Source organism: Paenibacillus salivarius, from assembly GCF_051307165.1.
GTDB lineage: Bacteria > Bacillota > Bacilli > Paenibacillales > Paenibacillaceae > Fontibacillus.
On sequence record NZ_CP195592.1, the window covers coordinates 687,513 to 713,702 of the forward strand.

The 26,190-nt window shown below is 45.9% G+C and carries 24 protein-coding genes, 1 tRNA gene and 1 riboswitch; of the genes, 20 read left to right on the plus strand and 5 right to left on the minus strand.

The genetic code is table 11. The features are described from left to right. Positions 1-159: 159 nt before the first annotated feature. A riboswitch (cobalamin riboswitch) is annotated at positions 160-398 on the minus strand. Positions 399-859: 461 nt separating this feature from the next. Further along, positions 860-1,081 carry a hypothetical protein gene (locus tag ACSFXJ_RS03075; protein ID WP_435923763.1) on the plus strand — a complete coding sequence of 74 codons (222 nt, stop codon included), beginning with the start codon at positions 860-862 and terminating at the stop codon, positions 1,079-1,081. A gap of 1,131 nt (positions 1,082-2,212) precedes the next feature. On the opposite strand, the gene ACSFXJ_RS03080 is transcribed toward ACSFXJ_RS03075, so the two are convergent. Beyond that, positions 2,213-3,037: a MurR/RpiR family transcriptional regulator gene (locus ACSFXJ_RS03080; protein WP_435925666.1), complete on the minus strand. Its 825-nt coding sequence runs from the start codon at positions 3,035-3,037 to the stop codon at positions 2,213-2,215. A 237-nt stretch (positions 3,038-3,274) separates the two neighbouring features. Between ACSFXJ_RS03080 and ACSFXJ_RS03085 the strand changes: the two genes are divergently transcribed. From ACSFXJ_RS03085 to ACSFXJ_RS03140, 12 genes are all read left to right on the plus strand, one after another. Beyond that, positions 3,275-4,156 (plus strand): cell division protein FtsQ, encoded by an 882-nt coding sequence (locus ACSFXJ_RS03085; protein ID WP_435923764.1) that lies wholly within the window; start codon positions 3,275-3,277, stop codon positions 4,154-4,156. Further along, a complete protein-coding gene (locus ACSFXJ_RS03090; protein ID WP_435923765.1) occupies positions 4,156-6,015 on the plus strand; it encodes an ABC transporter ATP-binding protein in 1,860 nt (619 codons plus the stop codon). The genes ACSFXJ_RS03085 and ACSFXJ_RS03090 overlap by 1 nt, the downstream gene beginning before the upstream one ends. Then, positions 5,999-6,823 (plus strand): energy-coupling factor transporter transmembrane component T family protein, encoded by an 825-nt coding sequence (locus tag ACSFXJ_RS03095; RefSeq protein WP_435923766.1) that lies wholly within the window; start codon positions 5,999-6,001, stop codon positions 6,821-6,823. The genes ACSFXJ_RS03090 and ACSFXJ_RS03095 overlap by 17 nt, the downstream gene beginning before the upstream one ends. Before the next feature lie 18 nt (positions 6,824-6,841). Beyond that, positions 6,842-7,645: a PHP-associated domain-containing protein gene (locus ACSFXJ_RS03100; protein ID WP_435923767.1), complete on the plus strand. Its 804-nt coding sequence runs from the start codon at positions 6,842-6,844 to the stop codon at positions 7,643-7,645. Positions 7,646-7,797: 152 nt separating this feature from the next. Beyond that, positions 7,798-8,103: an MTH1187 family thiamine-binding protein gene (locus tag ACSFXJ_RS03105; RefSeq protein WP_435923768.1), complete on the plus strand. Its 306-nt coding sequence runs from the start codon at positions 7,798-7,800 to the stop codon at positions 8,101-8,103. A 99-nt stretch (positions 8,104-8,202) separates the two neighbouring features. Next, positions 8,203-8,275: transfer RNA gene (locus ACSFXJ_RS03110), tRNA-Thr, on the plus strand. A 510-nt stretch (positions 8,276-8,785) separates the two neighbouring features. Beyond that, a complete protein-coding gene (locus ACSFXJ_RS03115) occupies positions 8,786-9,193 on the plus strand; it encodes a hypothetical protein (protein WP_435923769.1) in 408 nt (135 codons plus the stop codon). A 65-nt stretch (positions 9,194-9,258) separates the two neighbouring features. Further along, positions 9,259-9,612: a hypothetical protein gene (locus tag ACSFXJ_RS03120; protein ID WP_435923770.1), complete on the plus strand. Its 354-nt coding sequence runs from the start codon at positions 9,259-9,261 to the stop codon at positions 9,610-9,612. Between the two features lie 118 nt (positions 9,613-9,730). After that, positions 9,731-10,186 (plus strand): hypothetical protein, encoded by a 456-nt coding sequence (locus ACSFXJ_RS03125; protein WP_435923771.1) that lies wholly within the window; start codon positions 9,731-9,733, stop codon positions 10,184-10,186. 205 nt (positions 10,187-10,391) lie between these two features. Beyond that, positions 10,392-10,757 carry a hypothetical protein gene (locus ACSFXJ_RS03130; RefSeq protein WP_435923772.1) on the plus strand — a complete coding sequence of 122 codons (366 nt, stop codon included), beginning with the start codon at positions 10,392-10,394 and terminating at the stop codon, positions 10,755-10,757. Then, positions 10,741-12,399 carry a TOTE conflict system archaeo-eukaryotic primase domain-containing protein gene (locus ACSFXJ_RS03135; protein WP_435923773.1) on the plus strand — a complete coding sequence of 553 codons (1,659 nt, stop codon included), beginning with the start codon at positions 10,741-10,743 and terminating at the stop codon, positions 12,397-12,399. The genes ACSFXJ_RS03130 and ACSFXJ_RS03135 overlap by 17 nt, the downstream gene beginning before the upstream one ends. After that, positions 12,392-14,245, plus strand: a complete 1,854-nt coding sequence (locus tag ACSFXJ_RS03140; RefSeq protein WP_435923774.1) for a DUF927 domain-containing protein — start codon at positions 12,392-12,394, stop codon at positions 14,243-14,245. The genes ACSFXJ_RS03135 and ACSFXJ_RS03140 overlap by 8 nt, the downstream gene beginning before the upstream one ends. A 396-nt stretch (positions 14,246-14,641) precedes the next feature. On the opposite strand, the gene ACSFXJ_RS03145 is transcribed toward ACSFXJ_RS03140, so the two are convergent. Then, positions 14,642-15,763, minus strand: a complete 1,122-nt coding sequence (locus ACSFXJ_RS03145) for a tyrosine-type recombinase/integrase (RefSeq protein ID WP_435925667.1) — start codon at positions 15,761-15,763, stop codon at positions 14,642-14,644. Positions 15,764-16,966: 1,203 nt separating this feature from the next. Here ACSFXJ_RS03145 and ACSFXJ_RS03150 point away from each other — a divergent pair. After that, entirely contained in the window at positions 16,967-17,200 is a 234-nt protein-coding gene (locus ACSFXJ_RS03150; protein ID WP_435923775.1) for a hypothetical protein, read from the plus strand. A 291-nt stretch (positions 17,201-17,491) separates the two neighbouring features. Beyond that, positions 17,492-18,166: a stalk domain-containing protein gene (locus ACSFXJ_RS03155; protein ID WP_435923776.1), complete on the plus strand. Its 675-nt coding sequence runs from the start codon at positions 17,492-17,494 to the stop codon at positions 18,164-18,166. A 39-nt stretch (positions 18,167-18,205) separates the two neighbouring features. On the opposite strand, the gene ACSFXJ_RS03160 is transcribed toward ACSFXJ_RS03155, so the two are convergent. After that, positions 18,206-18,952, minus strand: coding sequence for a Crp/Fnr family transcriptional regulator (locus tag ACSFXJ_RS03160; RefSeq protein WP_435923777.1), 747 nt, complete (start codon positions 18,950-18,952; stop codon positions 18,206-18,208). A 141-nt stretch (positions 18,953-19,093) separates the two neighbouring features. Here ACSFXJ_RS03160 and ACSFXJ_RS03165 point away from each other — a divergent pair, with 141 nt between their 5' ends. The 4 genes from ACSFXJ_RS03165 (at position 19,094) to ACSFXJ_RS03180 (ending at position 22,936) form a co-directional block, all read left to right on the plus strand. Next, positions 19,094-20,254: an S-layer homology domain-containing protein gene (locus ACSFXJ_RS03165; protein WP_435923778.1), complete on the plus strand. Its 1,161-nt coding sequence runs from the start codon at positions 19,094-19,096 to the stop codon at positions 20,252-20,254. A gap of 143 nt (positions 20,255-20,397) precedes the next feature. Further along, positions 20,398-20,586 (plus strand): hypothetical protein, encoded by a 189-nt coding sequence (locus tag ACSFXJ_RS03170; RefSeq protein ID WP_435923779.1) that lies wholly within the window; start codon positions 20,398-20,400, stop codon positions 20,584-20,586. Beyond that, the gene (locus tag ACSFXJ_RS03175) at positions 20,583-21,638 is read left to right on the plus strand and encodes an S-layer homology domain-containing protein (RefSeq protein ID WP_435923780.1); all 1,056 of its coding nucleotides are present in this window, start codon (positions 20,583-20,585) and stop codon (positions 21,636-21,638) included. Before ACSFXJ_RS03170 ends, ACSFXJ_RS03175 begins: the two co-directional genes overlap by 4 nt. A 14-nt stretch (positions 21,639-21,652) precedes the next feature. Further along, complete coding sequence (locus tag ACSFXJ_RS03180; RefSeq protein WP_435923781.1) at positions 21,653-22,936, plus strand: Athe_2463 domain-containing protein; 1,284 nt, start codon at positions 21,653-21,655, stop codon at positions 22,934-22,936. On the opposite strand, the gene istB is transcribed toward ACSFXJ_RS03180, so the two are convergent. Then, positions 22,908-23,693: an IS21-like element helper ATPase IstB gene (istB, locus tag ACSFXJ_RS03185; RefSeq protein WP_435921273.1), complete on the minus strand. Its 786-nt coding sequence runs from the start codon at positions 23,691-23,693 to the stop codon at positions 22,908-22,910. The genes ACSFXJ_RS03180 and istB overlap by 29 nt on opposite strands. Beyond that, a complete protein-coding gene (istA, locus tag ACSFXJ_RS03190) occupies positions 23,690-24,901 on the minus strand; it encodes an IS21 family transposase (RefSeq protein WP_435921274.1) in 1,212 nt (403 codons plus the stop codon). Before istA ends, istB begins: the two co-directional genes overlap by 4 nt. Positions 24,902-24,953: 52 nt before the next feature. On the opposite strand from istA, the gene ACSFXJ_RS03195 reads away from it, so the two are divergent. Beyond that, a complete protein-coding gene (locus ACSFXJ_RS03195; RefSeq protein ID WP_435923782.1) occupies positions 24,954-26,135 on the plus strand; it encodes a fibronectin type III domain-containing protein in 1,182 nt (393 codons plus the stop codon). Positions 26,136-26,190 lie beyond the last annotated feature (55 nt).

The following is a 26,190-nucleotide window of genomic DNA, read 5'->3' on the forward strand; positions in this document are numbered from 1 at the left end:
AGTGAATTAATCCATATAAAAAGCACTCCCAACCCGGCCCAGGTCGAAAATGCCCGAATGCGTCGCAATGATAGCTATAGAAAGGGAGTCGTCATGCTGTCAAAAACAAAGCTATGGATAAGCTGCAAGCGGACACCTCCCTGTACCTCGCAGGTTAGCGCGGTGTCTTCCAAACGGGCAGGTCTCCTGGCTCTCGTGATTTTCCCGGCGCCTTCCCGCAGGACAGGGTTGGTTCTGCAGTGGCGATATGCCGGCAAAATGTGCGGATGACACGATTCGGATCGTGTCGCATCGCACGTGACGATGACAGTGGCGGGACCGCAGCGGACTTGCACCGCTTTCCCTTTTAAGCTCCGGCGGGCTTTTTCCGTCGAAGCACCCGTTTACACTATATTTTGTTGTGTTGATAATACATTAACCCAATATCTAGTGTTTGTAAATGGGACTTGCGCGAAATAGGCGGATGAAAAGAATGAAAATCGAGTGAAAGCAGGCGGGGATTGGACAAGCGGGATTTGAAAATTTTTTGTGAATGTCCGGGAAGGCGGAGAGGGGGGGAGATGGGATTTTGGATGAGTGTGGCGGCGTCTCGGTAGTATCTATTTCGTGGACTGTAACGGTTGCCTGAGGCGTTAATTGGGAAGAACTCGCATGTTTTCAGAACTAACGGTTGTCCGGGAGCCTAATTGAGCTAAAAGGGCGGGTTAGCGGACCTTGAGCGGCGAATAAGGGCCGTGGCAACCGTTAAGAAGGGAAGGAAGGTGATTGAGGCCATTTAACGGCTGTGGCAACCGTTAGGAATATAGTTAGGTGGGAGCAAAGCGATGATGTACCATGGTGCAGCACGACGGATGCAGCGGTGCACTATGCTGCTTGGGGCGGCAAAGGGTACAACATTGCCTGGCGGCAGCCAAGTGATACAACAAGTTGCCTGGCGGTAGCCAAGCAGTACAACATGTTACCTGGCAGCAACAACGCGGTAATCCCATGCGGTTCGGCAGCGACAAAGCGGTGCGCCAAGCTGCTTCCGCTGCTTCCGCTGCTTCTATGGAGAGTAACGCTTGCCAGAGGCGTTAAATAGGGTGAATTCACGTTTTCGCAAATTTAACGCTTGCAGAAGAGCTTATATAGCAAAAAGGGCAGCTAGTGTGGTGGAATAAGCGAAATAAGGCTCATGGCAATCGTTAAAAGTGTAAAAACGGAATTTGAGGTGTTATAAGGTCCGTGACAAGCGTTAGCGCCGTACAGGTTAGCGGATACAAAGCGATGATGCACCATCCGTGCTACAGAAGCAGGGCGATGATGCACCATGCGACACGACGAATGCATAGAGGTGCACTATGCTGCTTGGGGACAGCAAAGCGGTACAACAAGTTGCCTGGCGGCAGCCAAGCAGTACAACATGTTACCTACGCCAACAAAGCAGTACAACATGTCTGACGTCAACAAAGCGATACAACATATTATTAAGTGGTAGCCAAGGGTTATAACATGATGCCTGGTGGCAGCCAAGTGATACAACATGTTACCTGGCGGCAACAACGCGGTAATCCCATGCGGTTCGGCAGCGACAAAACGGTGCGCCAAGCTTCTTCCGCTGCTTCTATGGAGGGTAACGCTTGCCAGAGGCGTTAAATAGGGTGAATTCACGTTTTCGCAAATTTAACGCTTGCAGAAGAGCTTATATAGCTAAAAGGGCGGCTAGTGTGGTGGAATTAGCGAAATAAGGCTCGTGGCAATCGTTAAAAGTATAAAAACGGAATTTGAGGTGTTATAAGGTCCGTGACAAGCGTTAGCGCCGTACAGGTTAGCGGATACAAAGCGATGATGCACCATCCGAACTACAGAAGCAGGGCGATGATACACCATGCGACACGACGAATGCATAGCGGTCCACTATGCTGCTTGGGGACAGCAAAGCGGTACAACATGTTGCCAAGCGGTAGCTAAGCGGACATCATGCTGCCTAACGCCAGCAAAGCGGTACAACAAAACATGTTGCCAAGCGGTAGCTAAGCGGACATCGTGCTGCCTAACGCCAACAAAGCGGTACAACATGTTGCCTGGCGGCAACACAGCGGTATCCCGATGCATGCGGTTCGGCAGCGACAAAGCATGTGCGCCAAGCTGCTTCTGCTGCTTTTATGTGAGAGTAACAGCCTCCCCCGACGTCAATTTGAACACAAAACGTCGGCAGACTCAGGCCACCGGCTTACCTGGGCAGCTCATGCGCATAATTTTTGCGCAGGCGGTTCAGTTCGTTCAATTTTTGCAAATGATCATCCTTATTTCTCATCCCTACCGCGATAATGAGGTTCTCCACGATAAACGTAGGGGCGATCATCGAGTGGAACTCCCAGGTTTCGCCGCGGCTGGCGAACAGGGTGATGTCGCATTGGCCGGAAAAGTCGGATACCAGCCGATCCGTAATCAGCAAGGTACGGTACCCGGCCTCCTTGGCATGATCGACGATCACTTTGGCTTCCGGCAGCAGCCGGACAAAACCGAACAGGACGACGAGGTCACCTTCGGTTAAATGGAGCAGGTCTTCAAACAGCTCGCTGCCGCCGCGGTCCAGCCGATGCACGGATAAGCCGAAACGGCCCAGCCTGAAATGCAGCAGCTCGGTTAGTCCGGCGGAGGGGCCGGGGCCGTAGATGTAGATCCGCTTGGACCCGGCGAGAGCGGTTACGGCCTCATCGAATGCGCCCTGGGAATAATGGGCCAGCGTTTCTTCGAGACGGGCGACGCTTGCTGCGAGAAATTGCCGGGGAAGCGTGCCGGCGTCCGTTTGGTCCATCATATTTTGCATTTTGGCGGCAGGCGTGACGTCCAGTTGGCTCCGCAGCTGGCTTTTGAAGTCCTTGATATTTTTAAAACCGACCGACCGCCAAAACCGGGATACCGTGGCGATACTGACTCCGAGGGCGTCCGCGATTTCCTGTTCGGTGGAGAACAGCACGGCCTGCTCGTTTTTCCGGATATAGTCCGCGATCTTGTATTGGCCCGGCGACAGGGTTTCGGTATTCCATTCCATCTTCTTCAAGAGGGCGTCCTCGCTTTCATCATCGGGTTGATTGATATAACTAGATTATCACATAGGAAGGAGGATGGCATTCGCGTTTGATATGTTTATTTTCATAATATAGTTAAATGAAAATTTATTTACATAATGTTTACGTACCGTAACATCCAATTTAATACTTCGCCTCTATATTGGGGTTAGCCTTGCAGGAGAACAATGCCGGGCGCCTTAAATAGGGAGGGGAAGCAAATGGTTCAATTAAAACAAAGATACGTTTTGACGCAATCGCAAAAAATGATGGTGTTCATTCTTTCCATGTCGCTGTACGGCTTATCCAACATGATTACGGAGCTGATTCCTTCGTTCCGGCTCGGCCCCGTGGAGCTGTCGGTGGAGTATTTTGCCTTCATTCCGTTGACGCTGTGCATTTTGTTTCATCCGTTTTACGCGGCCGTAGGCGCTGCGCTGGGCGAAATGATTTTCGGGGAAATTATGCTGGGGCAATTCGGAGGGCTCGGAGAGCTGGAGAAGTTTATCGCTTTCTCGCTGGCGATGTTTATTGCGGGAACCTTGGTGAATGATCCGAAGAACAAAAGACAAGTCGGGGTGGCGGCGATTACCGGAGTAGCCATCCATCAATTTATCAGTTCCAGCGTGGATATTGCAAAAGTGTGGATCGGAGTCGAGGAATTTGAGGCCGTTCCGGGCCTTGCGCAGAGCGTTGTCGTGGTGGAAGGCGTTTCGTTCCTGAACGATGTGCTGTTCTCCGGAATTCTGTTCGCGCTGCTGCCGACATTGTACCTCGTTCCAAGGTTGTATGGGAAAATCGAGCCTTTGCTCGGCATGAAACCGAGAAATAATAAGATGAAATATTCACTTGGTGAAATTATTGCTCCGAGATTGATCGTCATCGCGATCGTACTCGCTTGCGCGGCTGCGGGAGCGGAATTCCTGGCCGAGTCGGACATGGCTTTGATCGATTGGGACGCGGACTTCCTGGAAAGCATCGGCGGCTGGTTCATCTGGGTCAGCATCGGTACGGCGGCCGTCGTGGCCTTGATTACGATTTTGCTGCTGGTTCGTAAAGGCAAGTCGGTACCGCGGCAAATGGACGGGAGCGGACAGATTTAATGGCGGAACTGGACAACAACAAGTACATCGTGTCTCTGGAAGACGTGACATTTACATATCCAGGCGCGGAGCAGCCGGTGTTGAACGGCGTATCCCTACGGATAGAGCGTGGCGATTTCGTTGCCGTGATCGGCGGAAACGGCAGCGGCAAATCGACGATGTGCAAAACGTTAAACGGGCTGATCCCGCACTATTATGTCGGCGATTTTCAGGGAACGGTCGTAGTTAACGGCCTGAATACGATGGAGCATGAGGTAGCACGCCTTTCCAAGCATGTCGGTTACGTCTACCAGGATTTCGAAAATCAGCTCATTCGCCCGACCGTATTGGACGATGCCGGCTTCGCCCCGCTGAATTACGGCTTTGAGGACTATCAGGAGCGCGGGCGCCGGGCCCTTCGGCTCGTGGATTTGCAGGCGGACCCGAAGGAGTTCATCTGGCAGCTCAGCGGCGGACAGAAGCACCAGCTTGCGCTGGCCGGGGCGATCTCGCTCGATCCCGACATCCTCATTATCGACGAGCCCGTCGCCCAGCTGGATCCGAATCATGCCAGACAGATTTACGATTTGCTGCGCAATTTGAACGAAAACTATGGAAAAACGATTATCGTCATCGAGCATCACACCGAGTTTATCGCCGAGTACTGCAAGACGGTGGTTCTGATGGATGACGGCCGCGCATTATGGTCAAAGCCGGCGAAAGAGGCGCTTTGCGAGATGGAGCAGCTGCAAAAAAGCCACATTTTCCCGCCACAGGTGACGCAAGCGGCTGACCGTTTGTCCCAAAGCGCGGCGGCTTTACGGGGCGCATCGGGCGCAGAAACCGGAGGAGTCGCAGGACGGCAATTCCCGGTCACGTTGGAGGAAGCGATCGGGTATTTTGAACATGTGCGGAGTTGGGGAAAAGATAAGGCTTCAACCGGAAAAGAACGCATGGCCGGTTTGCAGGGAACGGAGAACCACCGGATCGACTCTTCCGGTCCCGTCATCGAGGCGAAGCATGTCCGTTATTCCTACCGGACGGTATCCCGCGAACGGAACACCGTGCTGGAGGACCTCAGCGTCTCGTTCTACCCCGGCGACCTGGTCGCTTTGGTCGGCAATAACGGCGCCGGGAAATCCTCATTCATGAAGCTGATCACCGGCGTGACCAAGCCGGAACGGGGAACGGTCAGCGTCAAAGGCATCGATACGCTGAAAACCCCGCCTGAGCAGTTGGCCGATATGGTGACCTATATTTATCAAAATCCCGAGGAAATGTTCATCGAGGATTCCATCCGCAAGGATGTCGAGTTTTTCCTGAAAGCCCGCCGCGTGAGCGGGTATGAACAGAAGGTGGATGAAATTCTGGAAAGCTTCGGGCTGACCGAGCTGCAGCACCGCGACGGCCGCCTGCTGAGCGGGGGACAACAGCGGCGCGCGTCGCTGGCGATCGGCGTGGCGATGAATCCGTCGGTCATCCTGCTGGATGAGCCGACGGCCAACCTGGATATCGCCACCCGCAAAGACATTACGCGCCTGCTGCAGCAGTTGAACAAGCATGTCGAAACGGTCGTCGTGGCGACCCATGACATGCAGCTGGTGGCGGAATGGGCGAACCGGGTGATCGTGATGAACCGGGGAAGACTGATCCACAACGGAACGAGGGAGTCCGTCTTCGGGGATCCGGGGCTGCTTGAAACGGCGGGGCTGACCGCGCCGCAAATTTTGGAGCTCAGCCGGGCGCTTGGCTTGCCTCGGTTGTGCTACACCGTGGATGAGTTCGTGCAATGCTGGCTGACGCAGGAGTATCCCGCCGAAGCCGCAATAGACGACGCAGCAACCGGAAAGGAGGCGGTACTTCATGGAATATGTACGTAAGCTCATGGACCGGGTGTCCGTGGAAGGCGTGAAGATCGAATTGCTCAACACCGCCTACGGGAACGGCGACACTTTTTTGGCCAAACTGGACCCTCGGACGTTGTTCCTTTGGTATTTATATTTCGGCATCGCGCCGTGGTTCATCCACGATACGCTGCTGCTGCTCGGAATGTTCCTGCTCATGACCGTAACGACGATCATGTCCAGGGTAAGCCCGCTCATTATCGCAATCCTCTGCCTGGGGCTTTTGAGCCAGGCCGGTTACCTGCTCATTGTCTCCTGGCTGTTCGGCGGGGGCGGAGAGGCGATATTGCCGCTGCTTAAACTATCCATGAAGCTGTCCGTCATATCGATGGCAAGCATCACCGTCTTTTGTTCCATGGATCCCGAGAAGCTGAGCGACGGGTTGCTCAGTATCGGCGTGCCCAAACAGGTGTCTTTCGGCATCGCTTACGGTTACCGGATGCTCCCGAGCCTGTTGGAAGAGTATCACCATATCTTTCTGTCGTTTCGTTTGCGCGGCAAGGCGCCGGACCGGCACGGGCTGCTTTACTGGCGCAGTATCATGTACTTTGTGAAGATCGCCGTGCTGTCTTTTTACCCGCTGATTCTCAGCATTGCCAAAAGAACGCGCACTACCGTGGAGGCGCTGGAGTCCAAAGGCTTTTCTTATGCTTACCAGTCGCCCGAAGTGAAGCGGATCAAGCTGTCCCATATGAGATTTACGCTCCGCGACGCATGGTTCCTGGTCGTTTCGGCCCTCTATGTGGCGGGAATCCATATCGCCGCTTTCCAATTTCAACCCTAAGAAGGAGAACAACATACTATGAAAATAGATTTGCATACCCATGTGAAACTGTCCAAAAAAACGGAATTCAGCCATGCGTATTTCAAAGAAATGATGGCGGAAGCGCGGGGAAACGGACTCGACGCGGTCGCCATGACGGAGCATTTCAATACGCTGCGCTACGGGGATATTTATGAGGTGCTGGACCGGAACTATCCTTATGAGCACGGATATTATCTGGCCGAGGGGATCAAGGTGTTTCCCGGCGTCGAGGTGGATATCCGGGAGACCGGGCATATTTTGCTGATCGGCGAAAGGGAGAGCGTGCTTGAACTTCGAAGCCGTCTTGCGCCCTATACCGAAAAAGGGAGCTTCATCGATTTCCGCACGCTCCTCGATTGGAGCGAAGGCGGGGAATTCCTCAGAATCGGTGCGCACCCGTTCCGGGAAAGTACGCCGCTGCATCATTTGCCCGACGAGCTTTTGGCCCGGCTGGACGCATTTGATCTGAACGGGAAAGACATTTACAGTCAAGGGCTGGAATCGTACCGCAGCAAAATTGACGAATTTGCCCGGCGGCTCGGGCGCCCTGTCGTCGGGGGAAGCGACACGCATCAATTTATGCAGTACGGGAGCGTCGTGAACGAGTTTGATGCCGGCTTCGAAAGCGTAGATCAGTTAAAGGCATTGATTCGTCAGGGATCGTACCGAATCCACGTTTCGCCGGCGCTGGACATTAAAGTGAAGTCGGCCAACCTGATCAAAGCCCTGTTGAAAAAGAGCCTGTCGCTGCCGGCGGATGACGACGCCGAGGAACTCGGGGAGCACACCGCAACAGCATAACGACTAGGTAAAGCCAAGAGTCAAGCAAGCGTCAAGCAAGAAGCAACAAGCAACAACAAGCGTCTCCTTACGGGGTCAGGTACGGTTTGAATCGGCTTACCGGACTTGTTACAATAGACGGGAATAAGTAAACGATCAAGGAGGCGCTTGTTATGGCGATTGCGGAAGTGACGGTCATTCCGATCGGGACGGGTTCGACCAGCCTCAGCTCTTACGTTGCCGAACTGCAGAGGGTGCTTGGACAGCAAAAGGGGATTACATATACGCTCACCTCGATGAGCACGATTATCGAAGGCTCGCTGGACGATATTTTTGCGGCGATCCGCGCGATCCACGAGGCGCCTTTTCAAGACGGCGCGATGCGCGTATCCACCTCGGTCAAGATCGACGACCGCCGGGATAAGGCCGGCTCATCCGAGCAGAAGCTGCGCTCCGTGCAGGATAAGCTGGGCTTATAGAACGGAGTTTCAAAGCATTGCGCAAATTCCAGATCTTGGCGCTTGCATTATTTGAAAAACGGAGTATAATAATTTTTGTTTCACCCCAAAGGTGAATCTGCTGATGTAGCTCAGCTGGTAGAGCAACGCATTCGTAATGCGTAGGTCGGGGGTTCGAATCCCTTCATCAGCATCTTAAATTAGCCCGTTCCTTACGGGCTTTTTTTATTAGTACTAATATAACTGAAAAATATATGTCATTTAGTCTGTGTTGCCCATTTTGCCGTATCAGGGACAGCAGCCAGACAGCAGAACAGCAGACAGCCATCTTCAATTTGAAGGTGGCTTTTTTGTGTTTGTCGAAAGGGGTGCAAAAGGCCAAACACAGGGAGCATATGCAAGGAGAGGGGAGGAATTTAGATCCTTATATTTCCTTTAGAGTATATAAAAGCGCCTTAAACATTGAACTTTTTGTGAACTTTTCATTTTAGAACGTATATTCCCGTGTGGCGCGTGCCGCAGGCACCGTTGTCCAAATTCTGAAGAGCGGCGCCTGCGCCTTTCTCGACCTATCTTTTCTAGTAAGCGGACAGTGAATATAATAACCATACCATTTCGAGAGGGGCGTGGACGAAATGATTGGAGGATATTAATCGGCCATTTGCTGCTTCATTCATAATCATAAAACCTGGAGGAATTTCAAATGAACAACCAATTCAAAATCACGTACCAACATCCTGTGGAAGTAACCCAATGGACTTATGATGAAATTACTCAACCGGAGCAAGTGCATGCTATGAAAACAAAACTCACTGAAGCAGGGTTTACTTCCGGAAGCCAAATCACTTTGGAAGTAGATTGTACAGAGCTTGAGGAGCAGTTGATGAACAATCGTTTCTACGACTGGGATCATGGAGTCCCAGCAGAGTCCTCCAATGATTACACCGCCTATCTGATGCAAATGCACATAGATGATCAAGTCTTTGAAATTGAACCCGATGAGATCTCAAACCACCCGATCTATGAAGTCTTTAAGAAACTCGAACAACACTTCTACGATCCAAAAGTTATATTTGATAACGGATTGAAATTTACTGCAAAGCTTTGTTAGTTTATGTTTCACAAAGAGAGGGAGTCACCTCCCTCTCGACTCCATCATGAAAGGTTGTAATATTAATGATTAATTTGGCTCCGCAAAATGCAGTGTATTATGAATGCCACTTTTTTGGATTCACTTCGCCAAAACCTGTTGTAACAACAATTCGAAACCTTAACGATGTTCAGAAAGTCCATCAACACATTTTAGCGCAAACGGAATCTAAATCAGGGATGTTCAATTTGGAGATCAGCGGATACTTGGTCTGGAACGGTAAGGTGTACAGCTTTGATAAAACACATTCCGACAGAGCCGTTCAAGTTACAATCACTCGCTTGAAGAACCTTATGTATGATCAAGTCCGCCAACATTTTGAAATCTTCGAAACAACTGAAATTCCGGGTACACCGACGTGCATCGTGGGAATGTGCTAGCGACCCCATTCGAGTAATGACCTGCTCTATGACAACATCATACCCTACTTCCATGCCTCGAAATTGAACTGGTAAAATTAGGATATAAAGTTAATTACCAGTTCAGGAGGCGAGTTCATTGATTGTCAATGGAATACTCAAAATGGCCGTAATACTTGATATTTCAGATCGTACACTCCGGAAAGCCTTGCAGAGACATCCTGACTTCCCAGCGGACAAGTCCGAGGCAGGGCATTGGGTCTTTGACACTGACAGGGTGTTGCCTTGGTGGAAACAGCATTACGGTTATTTGGAGGGTCTGCAAAATGGCACTCTGATCACGGCAAATAGTTTGAAGAAGAAACTCGGGGTGAGTCATAGCACTGTAAGCAGATGGCTGATTGAAGGATTGCCGCATCAAAAAGTCAATCCTAGTTGTATCGTGATCGACCTGAAAGAAGCAGCAAACTGGCTGGAGAATAAATCAGATTCGACAAAAATCTACAGCGAACGACTGGAACAAATTATATCCAGCCACCAACAAGAGTGTCTCGGCACCGCTAACTCCGGCCTTCGTGACCCTGGTGACAGGTGAAGTCTGATGCGGGTATAATTGATGCCCTTAACTGAAAGGTGGTGATGGTATGAAGACATAAAAAAGCGTCTCACAAGGAGCCGCTTCAAGGTGGTGCTATTTGTTGGCGCAAATAGCACTAGTGTTGCAATTAGGAGTTAATTGAGACCCTCCGATTGTAACACGGCGTTTTACTTCACGCAATTACCAGAAGGAGGAAATTAACATGAACAAAGAAGAACTTTACACCTTTTCAGAAGAGGACTTGAAGAGCCTCGAAGAAACGCAATACATCGATTTGTGCGATCCCGATACTTTTGTTCATATGCTTGATAATAATTCATGGAATACCAAAAACAGTCTAGATATTGCTTTTGTTTTCGTTAATAGTCCATATTCCCGTTGGAATAATTACAATGACTTGTTCGTTCTTGCAAAAGTATATGCAGAATATATGTACCATCAAGGTAGAATCTCTGTAGAATGCGTTGTTTTCACTGAAATGCAATTTATTTCCGACATCACGTGTTGGTTGCTTGTGAATGGCGATATTGAGAATCTTATGGAGTTTATCGATGGATATAGAAACTAAAATTACGTTATATAAACAACTTTTCATCCACCGGGATGATGCATATATGAGCAACACTGGTCTTGGATGGAAGCCCGTTCGTGATTGTGGAATCGATCGGGGCTTTGGTGACGGACAAGTTCTTTCCCATCTTGAAGGAAGAAGTCGATGCGGAATTTATGCCATGAAGCCAGCACCAGAAAATACATGTAAGTGGGTCGTTGCAGACTTTGATGCTAATGACCAAGCCTTCACCCAGGCTTGGTCATTAGCCCACTACTTGAAAGATAATGGTTTATTCCCTTTGGTGGAGCGTTCTTTTTCAGGGAAGGGGTATCATGTTTGGTTGTTCTTTGAGCAGCCAATTAAAGCTAGGGTAGCAAGGACGCTAATGTTTAATGCCTTAGTAGAAACAGGAATTCCTGTTCAAGGAGAAACCGGAAAAGGAAAGACTACAGCAAGATCTTTTGATAGATTATTTCCTGCACAAGATGAATCAAGAATATATGGTAACATCATTGCTTTGCCGCTTTTTGGGGAGGCTGTAAAGCAAGGGAACTGTACCTTTGTAGATGATAAAGGATTGCCATTCATAAATCAGTGGAATGTTCTATCCGAAGCTGTTGAAAAGAGGATTCCGGTTATACACCCTATCCTTCAAGCTGAACGGATTAAAGTAGAAGGAATAAGGGAAGAGAGGAGTTCTAATAAAAATGATGAGGACAATTCATTTGTTCTACTTAATAAGCTACCAGACCAACTAAATAGGATTAGAGATTGTGAGGCTATTAAGCAAAGTATTTCAAATCCCAATGCTTTTAATAATGCTACATGGACAGGCGTACTTTCTAATATCGCTGTGTTTGAGAGCAAGGGGCGAGATTTAGCACACGAGGTAAGCAAGGGATATGACATGCGAATCGTAAACCAAGACCCCACACATGTCTACAGCGAAGATGAAACAGACAGGGCGTTCTTTCGCAAGGTGGATTATATTCAAAAACAAGGAATTCCAGCAAGTTGCCGCTGGTTAAGTGACCAAGGCTGGACTTGCCCTAAACTTGAATATTGCCCTAACAAATTTATTGCCATGTATGGAGCACCACCCAGCCTAACAATCTATAATCCAGAGAATGTATTGACCAACGATGATAGAAAGAGAATTTTGGCCTGGGAACAAACAACGGGATATGAAGAAGTCTTCAGATTGTTTCCAGATGATGCGATCTTTGTAGTAGCTAAGAATGGAAAACTGAAAGAGATCCGGCGAAAAGAATATTGGCTTTTGAGCCATTTGCTTGGTTTCCAACAGGTATTTGTTAGATATCCCGGCTTTCAAAACACAGTCCGTTCTATATGGTATGAATGGGATAGCGAAACGGATGCAGACCGCTTCGAGCACTATTTACTTGATAATAGTGACGATAGTGATTTTAATCGTTTCGACCGTTCTTTCTGGATACTTAACAAGGGTAAAGATATAACACTTGGTACAGCTATGAAGGTTATTGAAAAGCTAGCTAAAGAAGCGAAAATCCAATTGCCTGAAACATGGATGGATGTAGTCGTTCTGAAAATCAACAAGGATGATTTCTTTCGTCCGCTCCCATACTTCGGTGAACTTAATAAAAGTATATTTGGAAGGGGTATCACAAATGAATAAACTTATTGCAGATACGATTGAAGAAATTGAACAAAAGCATCCAGAATTAAAAATTCCAAGCGTATTTAAAGATGTTGTTCCCAGTACACCAGTTGATCTTATGATTCCACCCGGATACAAAATTGACCCTGTACAAGGGATAATTGATGCAACAAACCCGGACAAACCTAAAGTGATTAGCGATGCAATTATACTCCCGACTGCTAGGGTAAAGGACACAGATAACGATGATAGTCCCAAATTGAGACTGCAAACATGGAACCACCTCAAAGGTGAATGGGAAAGAAACCCCTTCCTTGTCACTTTTGGTACAATCTCATCAACCAGGGAGATTGGGCAACTGAATAATGGAATGGTTATTGCTTTTAATGAAGACCAAAAATCAGGGGCGGCGAAATTCTTCCATTCCCTTTGGAAAGAGAATAATAGGTTTATTGATTTACCAGTAATTTATCGCATTAACAATTGTGGTTGGACTCGTGATGGATTCTTTTACCCGTTCACAACGCAGAGAGATGAAATAGAAGTTAATGCACCAGAAGGAACTACTCTGGAAGGAATTGAGAGGGTTATTAAGACAGTCCCTTCTGGCAACATTGATAGAGCCAAAGAACTTATAAATGAGCAAAAAGATAATTCTGTTTTAACTTTGATGCTTGCTGGATGTCTTGCTAGCCCATTGGTTCCTTTATTGAAGGGATTGCTTGATGAAAATATAGGGATTGATCTATTCGGCAGAACATCTAGCGGAAAAACGACCTTGCAAACCATGGCTATTAACTTGATTTATGGGTTGGGAGATAATCTTAAAACCACTTGGGCTAAGGCAAGAGAAGCAGGGATCTGGAATACCGCTAAGGCAGTAAATAATTTAGTATTTATGCTTGATGATTCACATAGAATTTCTGAAAAATTATTTGGTGTGCCGCATGACTTGATTAATGGTAAAGAAGGGCAAAAGAGTATTACTACTAAAGATAAAGGTTGGGCTGGAAAGGATGCAAGTGAAATCACCTACCAGGGTGTTATTTTATTTAACGGAGAGATTTCTATACATTCTGTAAGTCCAAATGACACAGCAGGTGTATATGGCCGCATATTTATGATTGATAAACCACCATTCCCCGAGTCGGTGGGGAGCGTAGATGTTGAACAATTTAAAAAGGAGTCATTAAATAATGCAGGGCATTTCGCCAAACCATGGATTGAGTATATTGCCCAAATGAATCCTAATGATCTTGACAATGAAATCCGGAAACTTGATACCTTGTTTGAACGTACAGACAAAGGCGGACTCTTCGGTCGTCTTGCAACAAAAGCGCAAGTTCTTGTATATTGTGTTCAAAAGTTTAATGAGTTGTTTGATATGGATCTCGATATAGAGTCCATGATCGAACTTCTTACTGAATCCATGAATAAACAGACAGAAAATGTTGAAGTTACAGATAAACAAATGAAGGTTGTTTTAGATGTAGTGTTGGAAAGGTCTAACGGTGCAAGCTGGACTGCACAAGATTGCATGTTCATTGATCTTGAAAATCCACACAATACTTTTGATCTCTACAAATATTCTGATATGGATATCTGTTACAAAAAGAATGAATACATCATTGTCAAGAATGGGCCTCTTAAGGAACTGCTCAAGAAGGAGGGTTATTCTAATTACGAGGCAGTAAAGAAACAACTGGTTTCAGCTGGATACTTAGAGGATGACAAAGCAAAACAAATCAAATATCCACGACATGGGGATCAATCAAAAGAAGATGCTCGCATGTATGGATTTAAGTTTCCCTATAAGAAGTTCAAACATCTTTTGCCAAAAGATAATACAACCACAGAAGAATAAAATCAAAATGGGGACTCTACAAGGGGTTCCCATTGGCTTATCAATAGATATAAATTTGGACAAAGGCAGGGCTATGTGGGGCTAGGTGGGGGCTATATAGGGGGCTAAAAGCTAGAAACACGTAGACTAGGATTATATAAATAAGGGGCTAGGAGGGCTATAAAAATATAAGGTTAAACTTGTTGGAGATATTCTTTTGTTTGTTCTTGGGGTTTGGGACGGGAAAACTATATTTTATTTCTAGTAGCCCTTGTAGCCCCAACCGCCTGGCCCCTCGTCAAGGGTTCACTCGGTCTAGCCCCATGCATAGCCCCTGCACAGCCCCACATAGCCCTGCCTTTGTGGAAGTGAACAAAGCAAAGCCCCCAACCTATTCAGTGGGGGCCAATCATTGTTTCAATTCAAAAGTTGCATGCTATCCAGCACGTCTACCACGCCTTCTTCCATCCGTGGAGTCACGTGGGAGTAGATATCTAGCGTGATTTCAGATTTCTTGTGTCCCAGTCTTTCTTGTACTGCTTTGACATTAATTCCGCTTTGCAAAAGGATCGTTGCATGTGTGTGCCGAAGGTCGTGGAATCTGATCTTTGGCAATCCACTCATGTCACGAAGCTTGTACCACTCTCTCGAAAAGTTTCTGGGATTGACCATGTTGCCTTTGCGAGTTCTGACCAAGAAATCATCTCTTTTGTTGAAAATTCTTGCTTCATCTTCGTAGAGACAATCTCTGTGCCTCTTGAGTTCATCCATAACTTGAAGGGGCAAAACCATCGATCGTGTACCTTTCTTCGTTTTAGGGTCACTGAGTTTATACCCAACATCATTCACCACGATAGAGCGGCGGATAGTCAACCGATTTGTTTGAAAATCAATGTCTTTCCAACGCAAAGCCAAGATTTCGCCTTGTCTAGCCCCTGTGCAAGCTTCCAAGAGAAAAGCGATATACCAACGGCTGCTCTTTGCTATACTTAAAAAGTGAGCCAATTCTTCCTTAGTCCAAACATCATGTTCATGAACATAATTCTTCTTTGGTATAGTCGCTTTCTTTACGGGATTAGCCTGGAGCATCTCCAACGCAATTGCCTTCTCCATAGCCTTAGATAGCATATGATGAACCTTCTTTACTGTCTGTGGAGAAAGACCTTTGCTGATCAACACGTAGTAAAGTCTTTGGATATGCCCTGTGGTCAACTTATTTAATTTCAAGTTCCCGAACTCTGGAGAAATATAGTTGTTTAAATATCTGTTAAAATTCTTTCTCGTGCTGGCGCAATAATTGTATCCTTCTTGATCAATCCATGAGCGAAGGTAGTTAAATACTAATTCTTCGCTCGGCTTCACTAACATGTGTTGACCTGTCCCGTGCCCCATTTGAATTAATGCAGCCTGTGCCTCTTCTTTTGTCGCAAATCCGCTCTTAGTAATTCTACGCTTCTTGCCATTTAAATCATATCCCATGGGCAAAGAAAATTCCCATCGACCGTTGGCCCGTTGCCGGACATGTCCACTTACTTTCACTTTCAATCGAACCAGACTCCTTTCTGTATTTTGCGGTCCGATTGTAACCCACGCTCATAATTACCAACAATTACCATATTACTGGCTTTTAAAGCACGGTTCTTGAGACATGTTCATTCTGTTGCCTATGGACAGCAGGTGTTGGCTGAATACTCTCGGGCTTAATCCCGGCAAGTTGCCATGTTCTCCATACGACTTTAGATAAGGCTTCACTCGTTCAAAGGACCATTAAGCTTTAGACAAAGGCGCAGGAACTCTACCTATTTAAAACTATTCAACGACACACACAGTCCAAAACGATAAGATAGAGGGGATTGAATGCTCAAAAGCTTCAAAATACCTAATTCCCTATAAACATAGGAACCCGTTGCTTCATTTCTAAATAGGGTATCCGCTGGTCTTGGACCAAACGCTTGACTTTCCTTGCTTTGTGGCTGGACTACCGGGGTTCAAGTATTCTTGAAGCAACAGGAAGCAACGGAAATACCAAGAAGGGGCTCCCGTGGGGCAAAGCCTTTGATACCATGGGTCAAACAAGGCTCAGATTCTTCCTGTAGACATAGGAAATAACCTATTCAGAAGGATCAAAAGTTTCAATCCCAGTATTCAGGAGGACAGAGACGAAGGTGATCAGAAGACAATTCTTTGCTCATTGATCCAGTCGAACTTTGTCGAAAGGCTATTTATTTCATTAAACGAGGAAAGCTTGTACAAAGATCAAGTTATCAATTTTGCAGTTTTGCCCGACTCTGTTCTCAGTGGCTGGATCAACCATAGACTTCGGTATTCCAAACAGGGTATCTAGGGCCTTTGTTTATGGAGCAGAAGGTATGTTCATGGGGATATGGGAGGCGAATATAATTTCGAATACATGTTAAACAAACTGTCCAATCTAATAAACGGATAAACAAAACTTGTCCCATAGCCGGTACCTTTATCTACTTGTTAAACAGGAAAATATATCGGTTTAACAAGGAGTGAAAATGTCTCGAATCCGGAGTGATTCTCTATAACTGTTAAACAGCATGTTATCTTGTTTAACGCATTCACAAAATCACGTAGATTCTGGATCACTTAACCAAACTGTTAAACAACAAGGAGTGCTTGTTTAACAGTTCTTCAAAATTCCATTCGACAATAATTGACAGGAGATCCCATTCTTAAAGTACAATTGGGCCACCAAGATTAAAGGGGAGGATCACTGTGGAGCAACTTGTGAGAAAGAAGAAGTTCCAGACAATACTAGGAGTGCAGAGCAAGACAGTAGACAAATGGTTTGCAAGAGGACTGCCTCATTGTACTCCTTCAGTTAATTTATGTTTCATTGATGTTAATCTAGCTATCAAGTGGTTTGAGCAACAAAACAATCCGAGAACTAGTGAGCGTGCAGAAAGGCTCAAAAAATATATTCTTGTACTGGACAAGCCAGAGGGGTAGAATGGGGGCATAAAAAGACAGGAGAGCATTTCAAAAACAATCTTGAAGCATTCAACAATTAAAGCGACCAGTTCAAAAGGCCACCTGATTATAGGTGGCCTTTTGCTGTGTTTTGTGACCTAGGACACGAAGTCTTTGTATGGAGCGACACTGAAATAAGAAAATTTCTCCTGTAGAATATTTACATAGGCTATTAGTCACGCAAACAAAGAAATGTCCAACAAGATATTACATACGACAGTAGATCAAATTTATAAATACTATTTGGAGTTGAAAGGAGTTTAAATTAATATGGGAATGAAATTTAGTATTAAATCTGCGAGTATCGGATTTATCGTTGGGGCTATGTTCTTTTCAGGTGTTTCGTATGCTGCTGGGGGCAGTGTTTATAAAATCGTGCAGAATGGAATTGATAAAACTCCAGTAGCTGAGGATCTCAAGCCTCTTGTTCAAAATGGACGAGTCTATGTTCCTGTCCGAACTATTGCAAATTTATTGGATGTACCAATTGGATATGATAACGTTAGTAAAACAATAACTTTGGGAAATAAAATTGACGGAAAGTTAATAAAAAATGTATCTTCTTATGAAGGTTACATTTCAGCTGTTTCCTATACAAATAAGTTTAAAATTAATAATGAAGAATATAATGCTCCAAGCATTGTGTTTTATCATACTACTGGAAAGGGTTCTCTCAAAATCGATTTAGACGGCAAATACAAGACATTTTTATTTTCATTAGGTGTATTAGATATGTCAAGCAATGGTTATAGCGTAAAATTAACATTTAAAGATGATACAGGAAGAGTACTTGATCAACAACAAGTAGGAAATAATAGCCTTGTTGAAGGAATATCAGTAGATGTCGAGAATGTGAATCAATTGGTTATTGAGACCCAGGGAACAAGAGTTCCAGCATATGATGCATATATACCTGTAGCAATTATTAACCCAATATTACAGTAAAGACTTGGGGCCAAATATTATTTGGCCCCTAAAATAGAATCAAAGCAGTTCACTTATCTCCAATGGATAGCTGTAGTAAGAATGCCACTTACGTGCTTCTGGTGTATCCTTTCCTCCAGCTAAGGCATAGAGTCTTTTAATATTGGTTATAGTGATCATTCGATCTTGAAGCAAGATAACACCTTCTTGCTGTAATCCTTGCAATGATCTTGTGGCAGACTCTCTACCGATTCCGACCATATTGGCAAGATGTTGTTGAGTAATCTTCCAATCGATTAAGTATCCTTGTTCTGTGGGCTTTCCGAAGTTGGCATACAGATCAAGAAGCAGGTTGGCTATACGTACTCTTGAATCAAGAAAGGCTAGATACTCGATCTTCCTATCAGCTTGAGCTAAACGATCACTGACTATGTATAATATTCTTCTTAAAATCTCTGGATATTTAGCTATGAGTTCTTCTAAAGCCTTGATTTCGATCTTCCAAAGCTTAGTGGGTTCAAGAGCAGAAACAGAAGCCAAACGCCTCTTGTCATGGTGCACTGCTTCTAGTTCTCCAATAGGTTGCCCCGGAAATTGGTGGCCTAACACAATGATTCGATCATCTTCTTGACGGAAGATTTGGAGAGTGCCTGTTTTAACAATAAACATTTCATTGGCTAGATCAGTTTGATGAAATAACACATGGTCCTTTGATAAAGAAATTTCAGTAAATCTTGACAATACATAAAACTCATCTAGGACTTCAATGCCTTCAAAGAAAGGCGTATGTAACACATTATTATACATATGTATCCCTCTTAAAACATGATGGGTGGCTGGACATAGGGGGCGGATTCTTTCTTTATTGTATCAGACGACTGGGTAATTGTGTGAGGCGTTTTGGTGAGGTAAAATTCACATAACATTTTATTGAAAGGGAGTTAAATCATGAAATATTTAAAGGTTCTGACCACAGCCTTACTTACAGGTTCTATACTTTTAGCATCCCCGGTCTCTGCTGCTAGCTTTAAAGATGTTCCTTCTACACATTGGGCGAATGATTCAATTAATTGGGCGGTGAATCAGGGAATTGCGAATGGATTTCAAGATGGTACTTTTCATCCAGAAGACTATGTTACGGAAGAAGCTTTCGTTTCTATGTTTGTTCGTGCTTACGGAGAAGTGCCAGAAGTAGAAGATGCGCCTTACTGGTCTTATAAGTATTACAAAGAAATACAACCGCTTCTTTATCCTGTCACAGGTATGCGTGATAGTAAGGTTAATAGGAAATGGGTAGCCGAGTTTATTTCTGCCTCTCAAGGGAAAAATTATACCAAAGATAACGCAATACGGTATGTCTTGGGGAAGCAGTTGGCTAAGGGAAAGACTGAAGCAACTGTTGTAGGTTACAAGGGGTCTGACTTGGTAACAAGAGCAGAGGCAGTAGCCATGATAAAGAACGTAATTGAGAAACGAGAATCGAATGAATTACTTGCAATGCCTATATATCCTAGTGATGTTTCAGAAATAAAAGACGTGCCAATGGGGATATCAACTGATAAATATACGGATGAGGAAAAAGAAGAAATTATAGACGGCATACGAAGACGATTTGGTCATGATAGTAGATTGTCAGATCCATACAGATCAAGTTATAGATTTGACGGCGATGTTTTACTTATTGGTGATGGAAAACCGACCGACTTCATGTTAGCTAAGGCTAGAAAAATAGCCGATGCCTTAAAGGACACCAATGAGTTGTATGCTATGATTAATGTTGAATCCTCAGGAATAGGCTTAAATGATATAAATAAACCGGGTAGCGTCATAATGGTTTTTCGGATAGAAGATAATAATTCATTAGGTTACATACAATACTGGAATCTTGACGAAGGAACGGACTTAAATGTTAAATATGTTGACGGCATTGTCAAAGCGATGAATGCGTTTGGCATTTCTGTTGGGGATACTTTTGTCAAAACATTAAAGGCGACCACTTGGGATGGAAAGGAAAGATCGTTTAAATCTGGTTCTACGAGATATTATATTACTAATATTTCTCTTGGTCAGGGTTTTATAAATGCAAATAAGCCTTGGGGAAGTAAATAAATTATCTATCTACTAGGGGGGCTCTTACCGTGTTTATGGTAAGAGCCCTTCATTATCTTATGATAAGTATTTCATATACATATAATTGACAAAATCCCCCATATTGCTGGTAGAATCCCTACAAACATTGAGGGGTGGTGTTCATGGTTGAACTAAAACGCAAAGAACTTGTTCAATGGTTGGGCATTTCAGACAGGACACTCAACAGATGGATTAAACGCAATCTCCCTTACACAGTAGTTAGAGAGAGTTATCAAAAGTATCAAGTATTTGACACAGAACAAGTGATTCAGTGGATGAATCAACAATCCAAGGAGGTTAAATCAAAATGAAATCAAAATTTGCAAAATCAGTATCGGCAGCAATCTTGGCAATGGCTCTTGCAGGACAAGTTAGTGTGTTTGCTGCAACAAGCGGCTTTAAAGACGTTCCATCCAGCCACTGGGCCTATGAGACGATTATGTGGGGCCAACATAGTAAAATAATAGAAGGTTTCCAAGACGGAACATTCCGTCCAACGCAAGGTGTTAGCGAAAGTCAATTTCTTGCCATGTTGCTTAGATCGTTCAAGACTGATATTCCTGTTGCACAAGCTGGCGAGAACTGGAGTACGCCTTACTATACGTTGGCGAAGTCGCTTAATTATCCGGTGACAGGCAATGCAAATGCAACAATCACTCGGACAAAAGTTGCCGAACTCATTGCCGCAACTCAAGGAAAGAATTACTCCGGGGTCCAAGCCGTTAAGTATTTACTGTTTTCTGGTGTTGCCCAAGGTAAAACAGAAAATTCTGTGGATGGATACAAAGGCAATGATACTCTGACACGTGCAGAAGCAGTTCAGTTTATTAAGAACGTGCTGGACAAGCTTGATACCAGTGAACTTCTTCCTCGTCCATCCACACCAAGTGACCCAAGTGAACTGGAAGATATTAAAGATGGTTCAAACACGGTGGTTGACCGGGAACTGGAGAAGATCGGAAAAGGCGAAGATCAACAACTGGCTGGACTTGCTACTAAAGTCAACAATGCACTGAAAGGTACAGGGTACAATGTGTTCTATAACCCAGAACAAGGTGGTCTTGGTGTGGACGACCCCAAAACGAACCGTGTAATGTTTGTTTACTTTAAAGAGCCTATGTATGATGGGACAATCATTCAGTACGCGAACCTTGCCAATGAAGCTGGGACGGAGTGGATTCCAGAATACGTTGATGCCATTGTCAAAGCTATGAATGCGTTGGGTGTCAAAGCGGATGCTTCTTTCCAGAAGGCATTCAAAGAGGCCGTATATAGTGGCAAAGAGAAGAGTTTCAAGTCAGGCAATACAACATTATATATCAAACCGTCCAAAGGTGCTGGAGACGGTTTTATCTCTAAATAATGGAGGCGATTACCTTGAAAAAGCTTATTTCACTTGCATTGTCTGCTTCATTGGCTTCTGGCATTGTGGTGGCTGGATTGAGTGTTGAACCTCAGAAAACCTCTGCAAAGCCTCTTGATCCTGCTCTGGCTGCTTGTACTTCAATCTTTCTACCGAGCGTTAAGGAAGAACTGGAACGGATGGGCCTTAAATCAACAATTTCTATTGGTGGACTTGGTGGAAGTGGGCAAACATATTCTTTGGATTGGAAGAAACTTGACCAAGAGAAATTGGTTGTATACGGTGGGCCAGATGACATTCAAAAAGACCCTGACTACGATCAAGAGTATAATTCAGCCACTAAACAGTATCGCTACTTGGGTTATGGTTCTGGCAAGAATGCTTACTTTAACAAAGACTTCCCACCAGATGCCTTGGCTACAACGGATGTCAGCACCCGTGACTGGATCAAGAATCCTTGGGAGAAGTCACTTAATAGTTCTTACCCGAATAAACAAGCCGAATGGGTAAGAAAGACAACTTTAGAACAACGTGCGGAATGGCTCGAAGGCATTTATGACAAGTACACCAAGAATAGTGTGAATCTTGCAGGGAACTGGACCAAGTTTGCTGCACCTTGGAACAAAACCATTGACCAATTCATTGTATGGCAGCAACAGCCTGGTCCATTGTTCCCCGGTACAGTCACTGGGTGGCATACAGGGAAAACGGCAGATTGGTATGATACATTTTACATCGCTCCAACTGAAAGTCTTATAGGCGATATGGCAATCAATCCGTTCGATGCTCAAGTGAACGAAGCCAATCGTACCGTGGGAATTAACATTTGGAGTAACTTCCAGTTCAGACAAACAGCCGATCTCAAGTACAAGTTCACCGAAGACGCAGATGGCAAAATGATCCTTGAAACAGACAAGACCCTTCCAGCAGAAGCCTTTGACGGATACGCTTCAACTGGAGCAAAGAAGTATCCAGCCATCACATCTATCAAAGCTGATCTTTTGACTCCAGTGACAGCCAGCAGCATTTGTAAAGATGCCGAGAGAATCGCACAAGTAGTCAACACCACACCAAAAGCCATTCTGGACCATACTTATACACAAGAAGCCAAAACACTCATGGTTGGAATCTTTGGAGACTATGCTGAGACATCCAAGAACATTCCAATTCCAGAATCAGCTTGGGAAAAGCTTGCTTTAGGCGAAAAGGTCTATCTTGTCAACATCGGTTTAAAATTCCCCAAAAGTATCGGTCTAAAATTCCCCAGTTTCATCGGTCGGCTTCATCGTCCTCTGTAGGTTCAGGGCGGAAGAAGCCGGCCTTTTTCTTCTCCTTAATACGGTAGCTCTCTCCCTTGATGTTAACGGTACTGGAGTGATGGAGGAGGCGGTCGAGGATGGCCGTCGCCAGCACCGTATCGCCGAATATATCACCCCAAGCGCCAAACGTCTTGTTAGACGTAAGCAGGATAGAACCGCGCTCATAACGCTCAGAGACGATCTGGAAGAAGAAGTGGGCAGCGGTCTCGTCCATCTTTCGGTACCCGATCTCATCGATGATGAGCAGGTCGGGCTTGGTGAACATCCTCATTTTCTGTTTGATCGTGTTGGTCAAGTGAGCCGTCTGTAGTGTCTGCACTAGGTCATGTGCTGTGATGAAGTAGACGGAATGTCGCTTCTTTATGGCCTCAAGGCCCAACGCTACAGCGAGGTGCGTCTTACCTACACCAGGCGGTCCGAGGAAAATGAGATTCTCTTGATGCGCCACGAAGCGAAGCGTTGAGAGGTCGCGGATCCTGCGCTCATCGACCGATGGCTGGAAGGCAAAATCGAACTGGTCCAGCGTTTTATGGAACGGTAGATGAGCGAGGCGCGTCCTTGTTTGGATGTACCGGTCGTGCTTGGCAATCATTTCTTCAGCCAATAGCTTGTCCAGGAACTCCAGATACGGTATATTCGCTTTAGACGCTTCTTCGGCGTGCTGATGGATGATTTCCGGTATGCGAACCCACCCAAAGTGGCGGATCGCCGCCTCCAGTCTCTCTTGCAGAATCATTGGAGCACCGCCTCTTCCATGAGCGAGTCATAGACCGATAGCGAGCGCTCTGACACTTCTGGTGCGATTTGGCTGACATAACGAGGCGTGGGCTCTCCAACCGGACGACTCGATGTGCTGCGAATGCCCTCGAAGTGTTTTTTATTGCTTATAATTTGGTGTCGTCCCATGGATTTGGTATGCTCGGCGATGAGCTGTCTGCCGCAGTAGAAGCGCAGCGTGCCGTTCCTCTCATCCTGCACCTCCACGATAGAGCCCACGTAAGCAAACGGGACAGTATATCGGTTCGCCTCATACGAAACGTAGCAGTCGCTGGATACTCTTCTCTGATGCCGCTCGGCGTAAGCAAAGGCGACGTCATTTACAGGACTGAGACACTCTTCTTTCCATAGCTCGCGTGGCACCCTGAACGTCGTGCCGTGCAGACGATTATTCGCGACCGTATCGAGCCATTGCTTGGCCTGCGCGTTGAGATCTTGCAATCCCGTGAAGGTGCGTATGCGCGGCCAAAAGTTCTTTCGCACGTAGCCGACACCGTTTTCTACTTTACCTTTGGTTCTTGGCCTATAGGGTTTGCAACGGCGAAGCGTGAAGCCATAGTGCTTTGCAAACCGGGCAAACTGCTCATTCCAGATCGCCTCGCCGCTTTCGTCCTGTCCGGTTACGACTGTTTTCATATTGTCGTAGAGACAGCTTTGGGTAATTCCGCCGAAGTACTCGAAAGCTCTCGTATGACAGCCCATGAGCGTGTCCAGACGCTCGTCCTCGGTGAACTCTAGATACATTGCTCGGGAGTAGCCAAGCACCATGACAAATGCGTAGAGACGCTTCAATCGGCCGTCGTGGTCTACTCTGAAGTGACCCCAATCTACCTGCGACTGCTCGCCAGGCTTCGTCTCAAACCGCTCGGTCGCCTTAGACTGAACCGCTGGTCGAAGCGGTTGCATGAAGACGCGAAGAATGGTACTGCTGCCCGTATAGCCCTTCTCTCGGATCTCGTCTAAGATGACGCTCGCATTGAGACAGCCTTCTTCCATACGGTTCCGTATGTATTCCTTGTAAGCGTCCAGCTTGCCGGCTGCCGGATTTCGTCTCACGTAACGGATGTGCTCCTCTACCTGCAAATACTTTCTAACCGTCTTACGGTCACGTCCCAGCTCATCTGCGATCTGGGTGACGCTCATGCCCCTTGCCTTCATATCCTTCATCTTGAAACACTCCCCGTTCTTGACCAATCTCGACTCTCTCCCTTCGGAGAGTATGTCGGCAATAGGTGGGGAATTTTCAACCGATGATATTGGGTATATTACAACCGATTTTCACAATCTCACCGTATCAATTAACAATCAAAAGTCACCCAATGAATTGCTTTGGGAAAATAATGAGGCGGTTTGGTTGCTTTCCGCTGGGACGTTCAAAACACCACCGATCAAATTCAAGGACATCACACAAACAAGTAGTATTGCTTATTGGGAACCTCTTCCGGAAGACACAGTGGATCACTACGAACTTACCTGCTCTTCTGACAACAAGAACACCAACACAGGCAAGAAGTCCGAGTGGGCTTTGACTGGACTTACACCCAAAACGACATATACTTGCGAACTTGAAGCCTTTAATCCAGAAGGTGTTAGTGGTGGAGTTGAGACAGGAACATTTACAACATTGCCAGAAGACAACGTTCCAGATCCAGGTGAAGGAACATCCCCAGGTGGAAGTAGCGGTGGCTGGAAAGAACTTGGTCTAGTACGTGAAATTAATAACCTGAGACAAAAGTCAGTCCCTAGTGGATATCCATCCAAAGTAGATCAATATCAAGCTATCAAAGCTGATACAAGCAAAGCGAACGGGTATTCACCGTACTTCGGGGAAAAATTGGGTGTATATGCTATTCCTGACATCGGTACATCAACATATAGCTGGAAGTTCAATTATCAAGACAGTGAGTGGGATTCATGCAAAACAACAGACAAAGATGGCAAATGTCAAGGTGGCTATGTTACTGTCACCAAGACAGCAACAGACAGTTGTTCCGTCAAATATCCAAAGATCGGCCCGACAGGACTTAGTTCAACGACTTCTGATCCCAAAGGCAAGTCGGCAAACTTGACTAGCAAGTGGGGCAAAACAGGCAAAATCACCGTCACCAAGTCGGAATCTGGCGAGTGTGTCGGAACGCATCCTAGAAATCCAAGTCCAAGACAATTCACCTACTATGTTCCTACAGAACTTCTTTTGTCTCCGGCTCTCTTGCTGGACAAGGGCTTCAATCCAACTTACAACAAGATCGATGATGCTTGGAAAGATGAATGGATTAAAGTTGAAGGAACAAGCTACTCACTGGGAACTGATGGACGTTCCCTTTCTGGAACAGCAAGTCCAGCCACCATCAGCTTTAAGATGCTCTGGAGCCGTTACGGAAACATTGGAACAGGAGGTTAGTAAAACCGACACTGGGGAGGTTCAATCGGGCCTCCCTCTTTCTATTACTTTAAAG

Coding starts and splice junctions, on each gene's coding strand:
- ACSFXJ_RS03120 (WP_435923770.1), top strand. CDS start 9,259: ATGATTAATTTGGCTCCGCAAAATGCAGTGTATTATGAATGCCACTTT.
- istA (WP_435921274.1), bottom strand. CDS start 24,901: ATGAAGGATATGAAGGCAAGGGGCATGAGCGTCACCCAGATCGCAGAT.
- ACSFXJ_RS03195 (WP_435923782.1), top strand. CDS start 24,954: ATGTCGGCAATAGGTGGGGAATTTTCAACCGATGATATTGGGTATATT.
- ACSFXJ_RS03140 (WP_435923774.1), top strand. CDS start 12,392: ATGAATAAACTTATTGCAGATACGATTGAAGAAATTGAACAAAAGCAT.
- ACSFXJ_RS03155 (WP_435923776.1), top strand. CDS start 17,492: ATGGGAATGAAATTTAGTATTAAATCTGCGAGTATCGGATTTATCGTT.
- ACSFXJ_RS03115 (WP_435923769.1), top strand. CDS start 8,786: ATGAACAACCAATTCAAAATCACGTACCAACATCCTGTGGAAGTAACC.
- istB (WP_435921273.1), bottom strand. CDS start 23,693: ATGATTCTGCAAGAGAGACTGGAGGCGGCGATCCGCCACTTTGGGTGG.
- ACSFXJ_RS03160 (WP_435923777.1), bottom strand. CDS start 18,952: ATGTATAATAATGTGTTACATACGCCTTTCTTTGAAGGCATTGAAGTC.
- ACSFXJ_RS03095 (WP_435923766.1), top strand. CDS start 5,999: ATGGAATATGTACGTAAGCTCATGGACCGGGTGTCCGTGGAAGGCGTG.
- ACSFXJ_RS03090 (WP_435923765.1), top strand. CDS start 4,156: ATGGCGGAACTGGACAACAACAAGTACATCGTGTCTCTGGAAGACGTG.
- ACSFXJ_RS03170 (WP_435923779.1), top strand. CDS start 20,398: ATGGTTGAACTAAAACGCAAAGAACTTGTTCAATGGTTGGGCATTTCA.
- ACSFXJ_RS03130 (WP_435923772.1), top strand. CDS start 10,392: ATGAACAAAGAAGAACTTTACACCTTTTCAGAAGAGGACTTGAAGAGC.
- ACSFXJ_RS03080 (WP_435925666.1), bottom strand. CDS start 3,037: ATGGAATGGAATACCGAAACCCTGTCGCCGGGCCAATACAAGATCGCG.
- ACSFXJ_RS03105 (WP_435923768.1), top strand. CDS start 7,798: ATGGCGATTGCGGAAGTGACGGTCATTCCGATCGGGACGGGTTCGACC.
- ACSFXJ_RS03165 (WP_435923778.1), top strand. CDS start 19,094: ATGAAATATTTAAAGGTTCTGACCACAGCCTTACTTACAGGTTCTATA.
- ACSFXJ_RS03085 (WP_435923764.1), top strand. CDS start 3,275: ATGGTTCAATTAAAACAAAGATACGTTTTGACGCAATCGCAAAAAATG.
- ACSFXJ_RS03100 (WP_435923767.1), top strand. CDS start 6,842: ATGAAAATAGATTTGCATACCCATGTGAAACTGTCCAAAAAAACGGAA.
- ACSFXJ_RS03175 (WP_435923780.1), top strand. CDS start 20,583: ATGAAATCAAAATTTGCAAAATCAGTATCGGCAGCAATCTTGGCAATG.
- ACSFXJ_RS03135 (WP_435923773.1), top strand. CDS start 10,741: ATGGATATAGAAACTAAAATTACGTTATATAAACAACTTTTCATCCAC.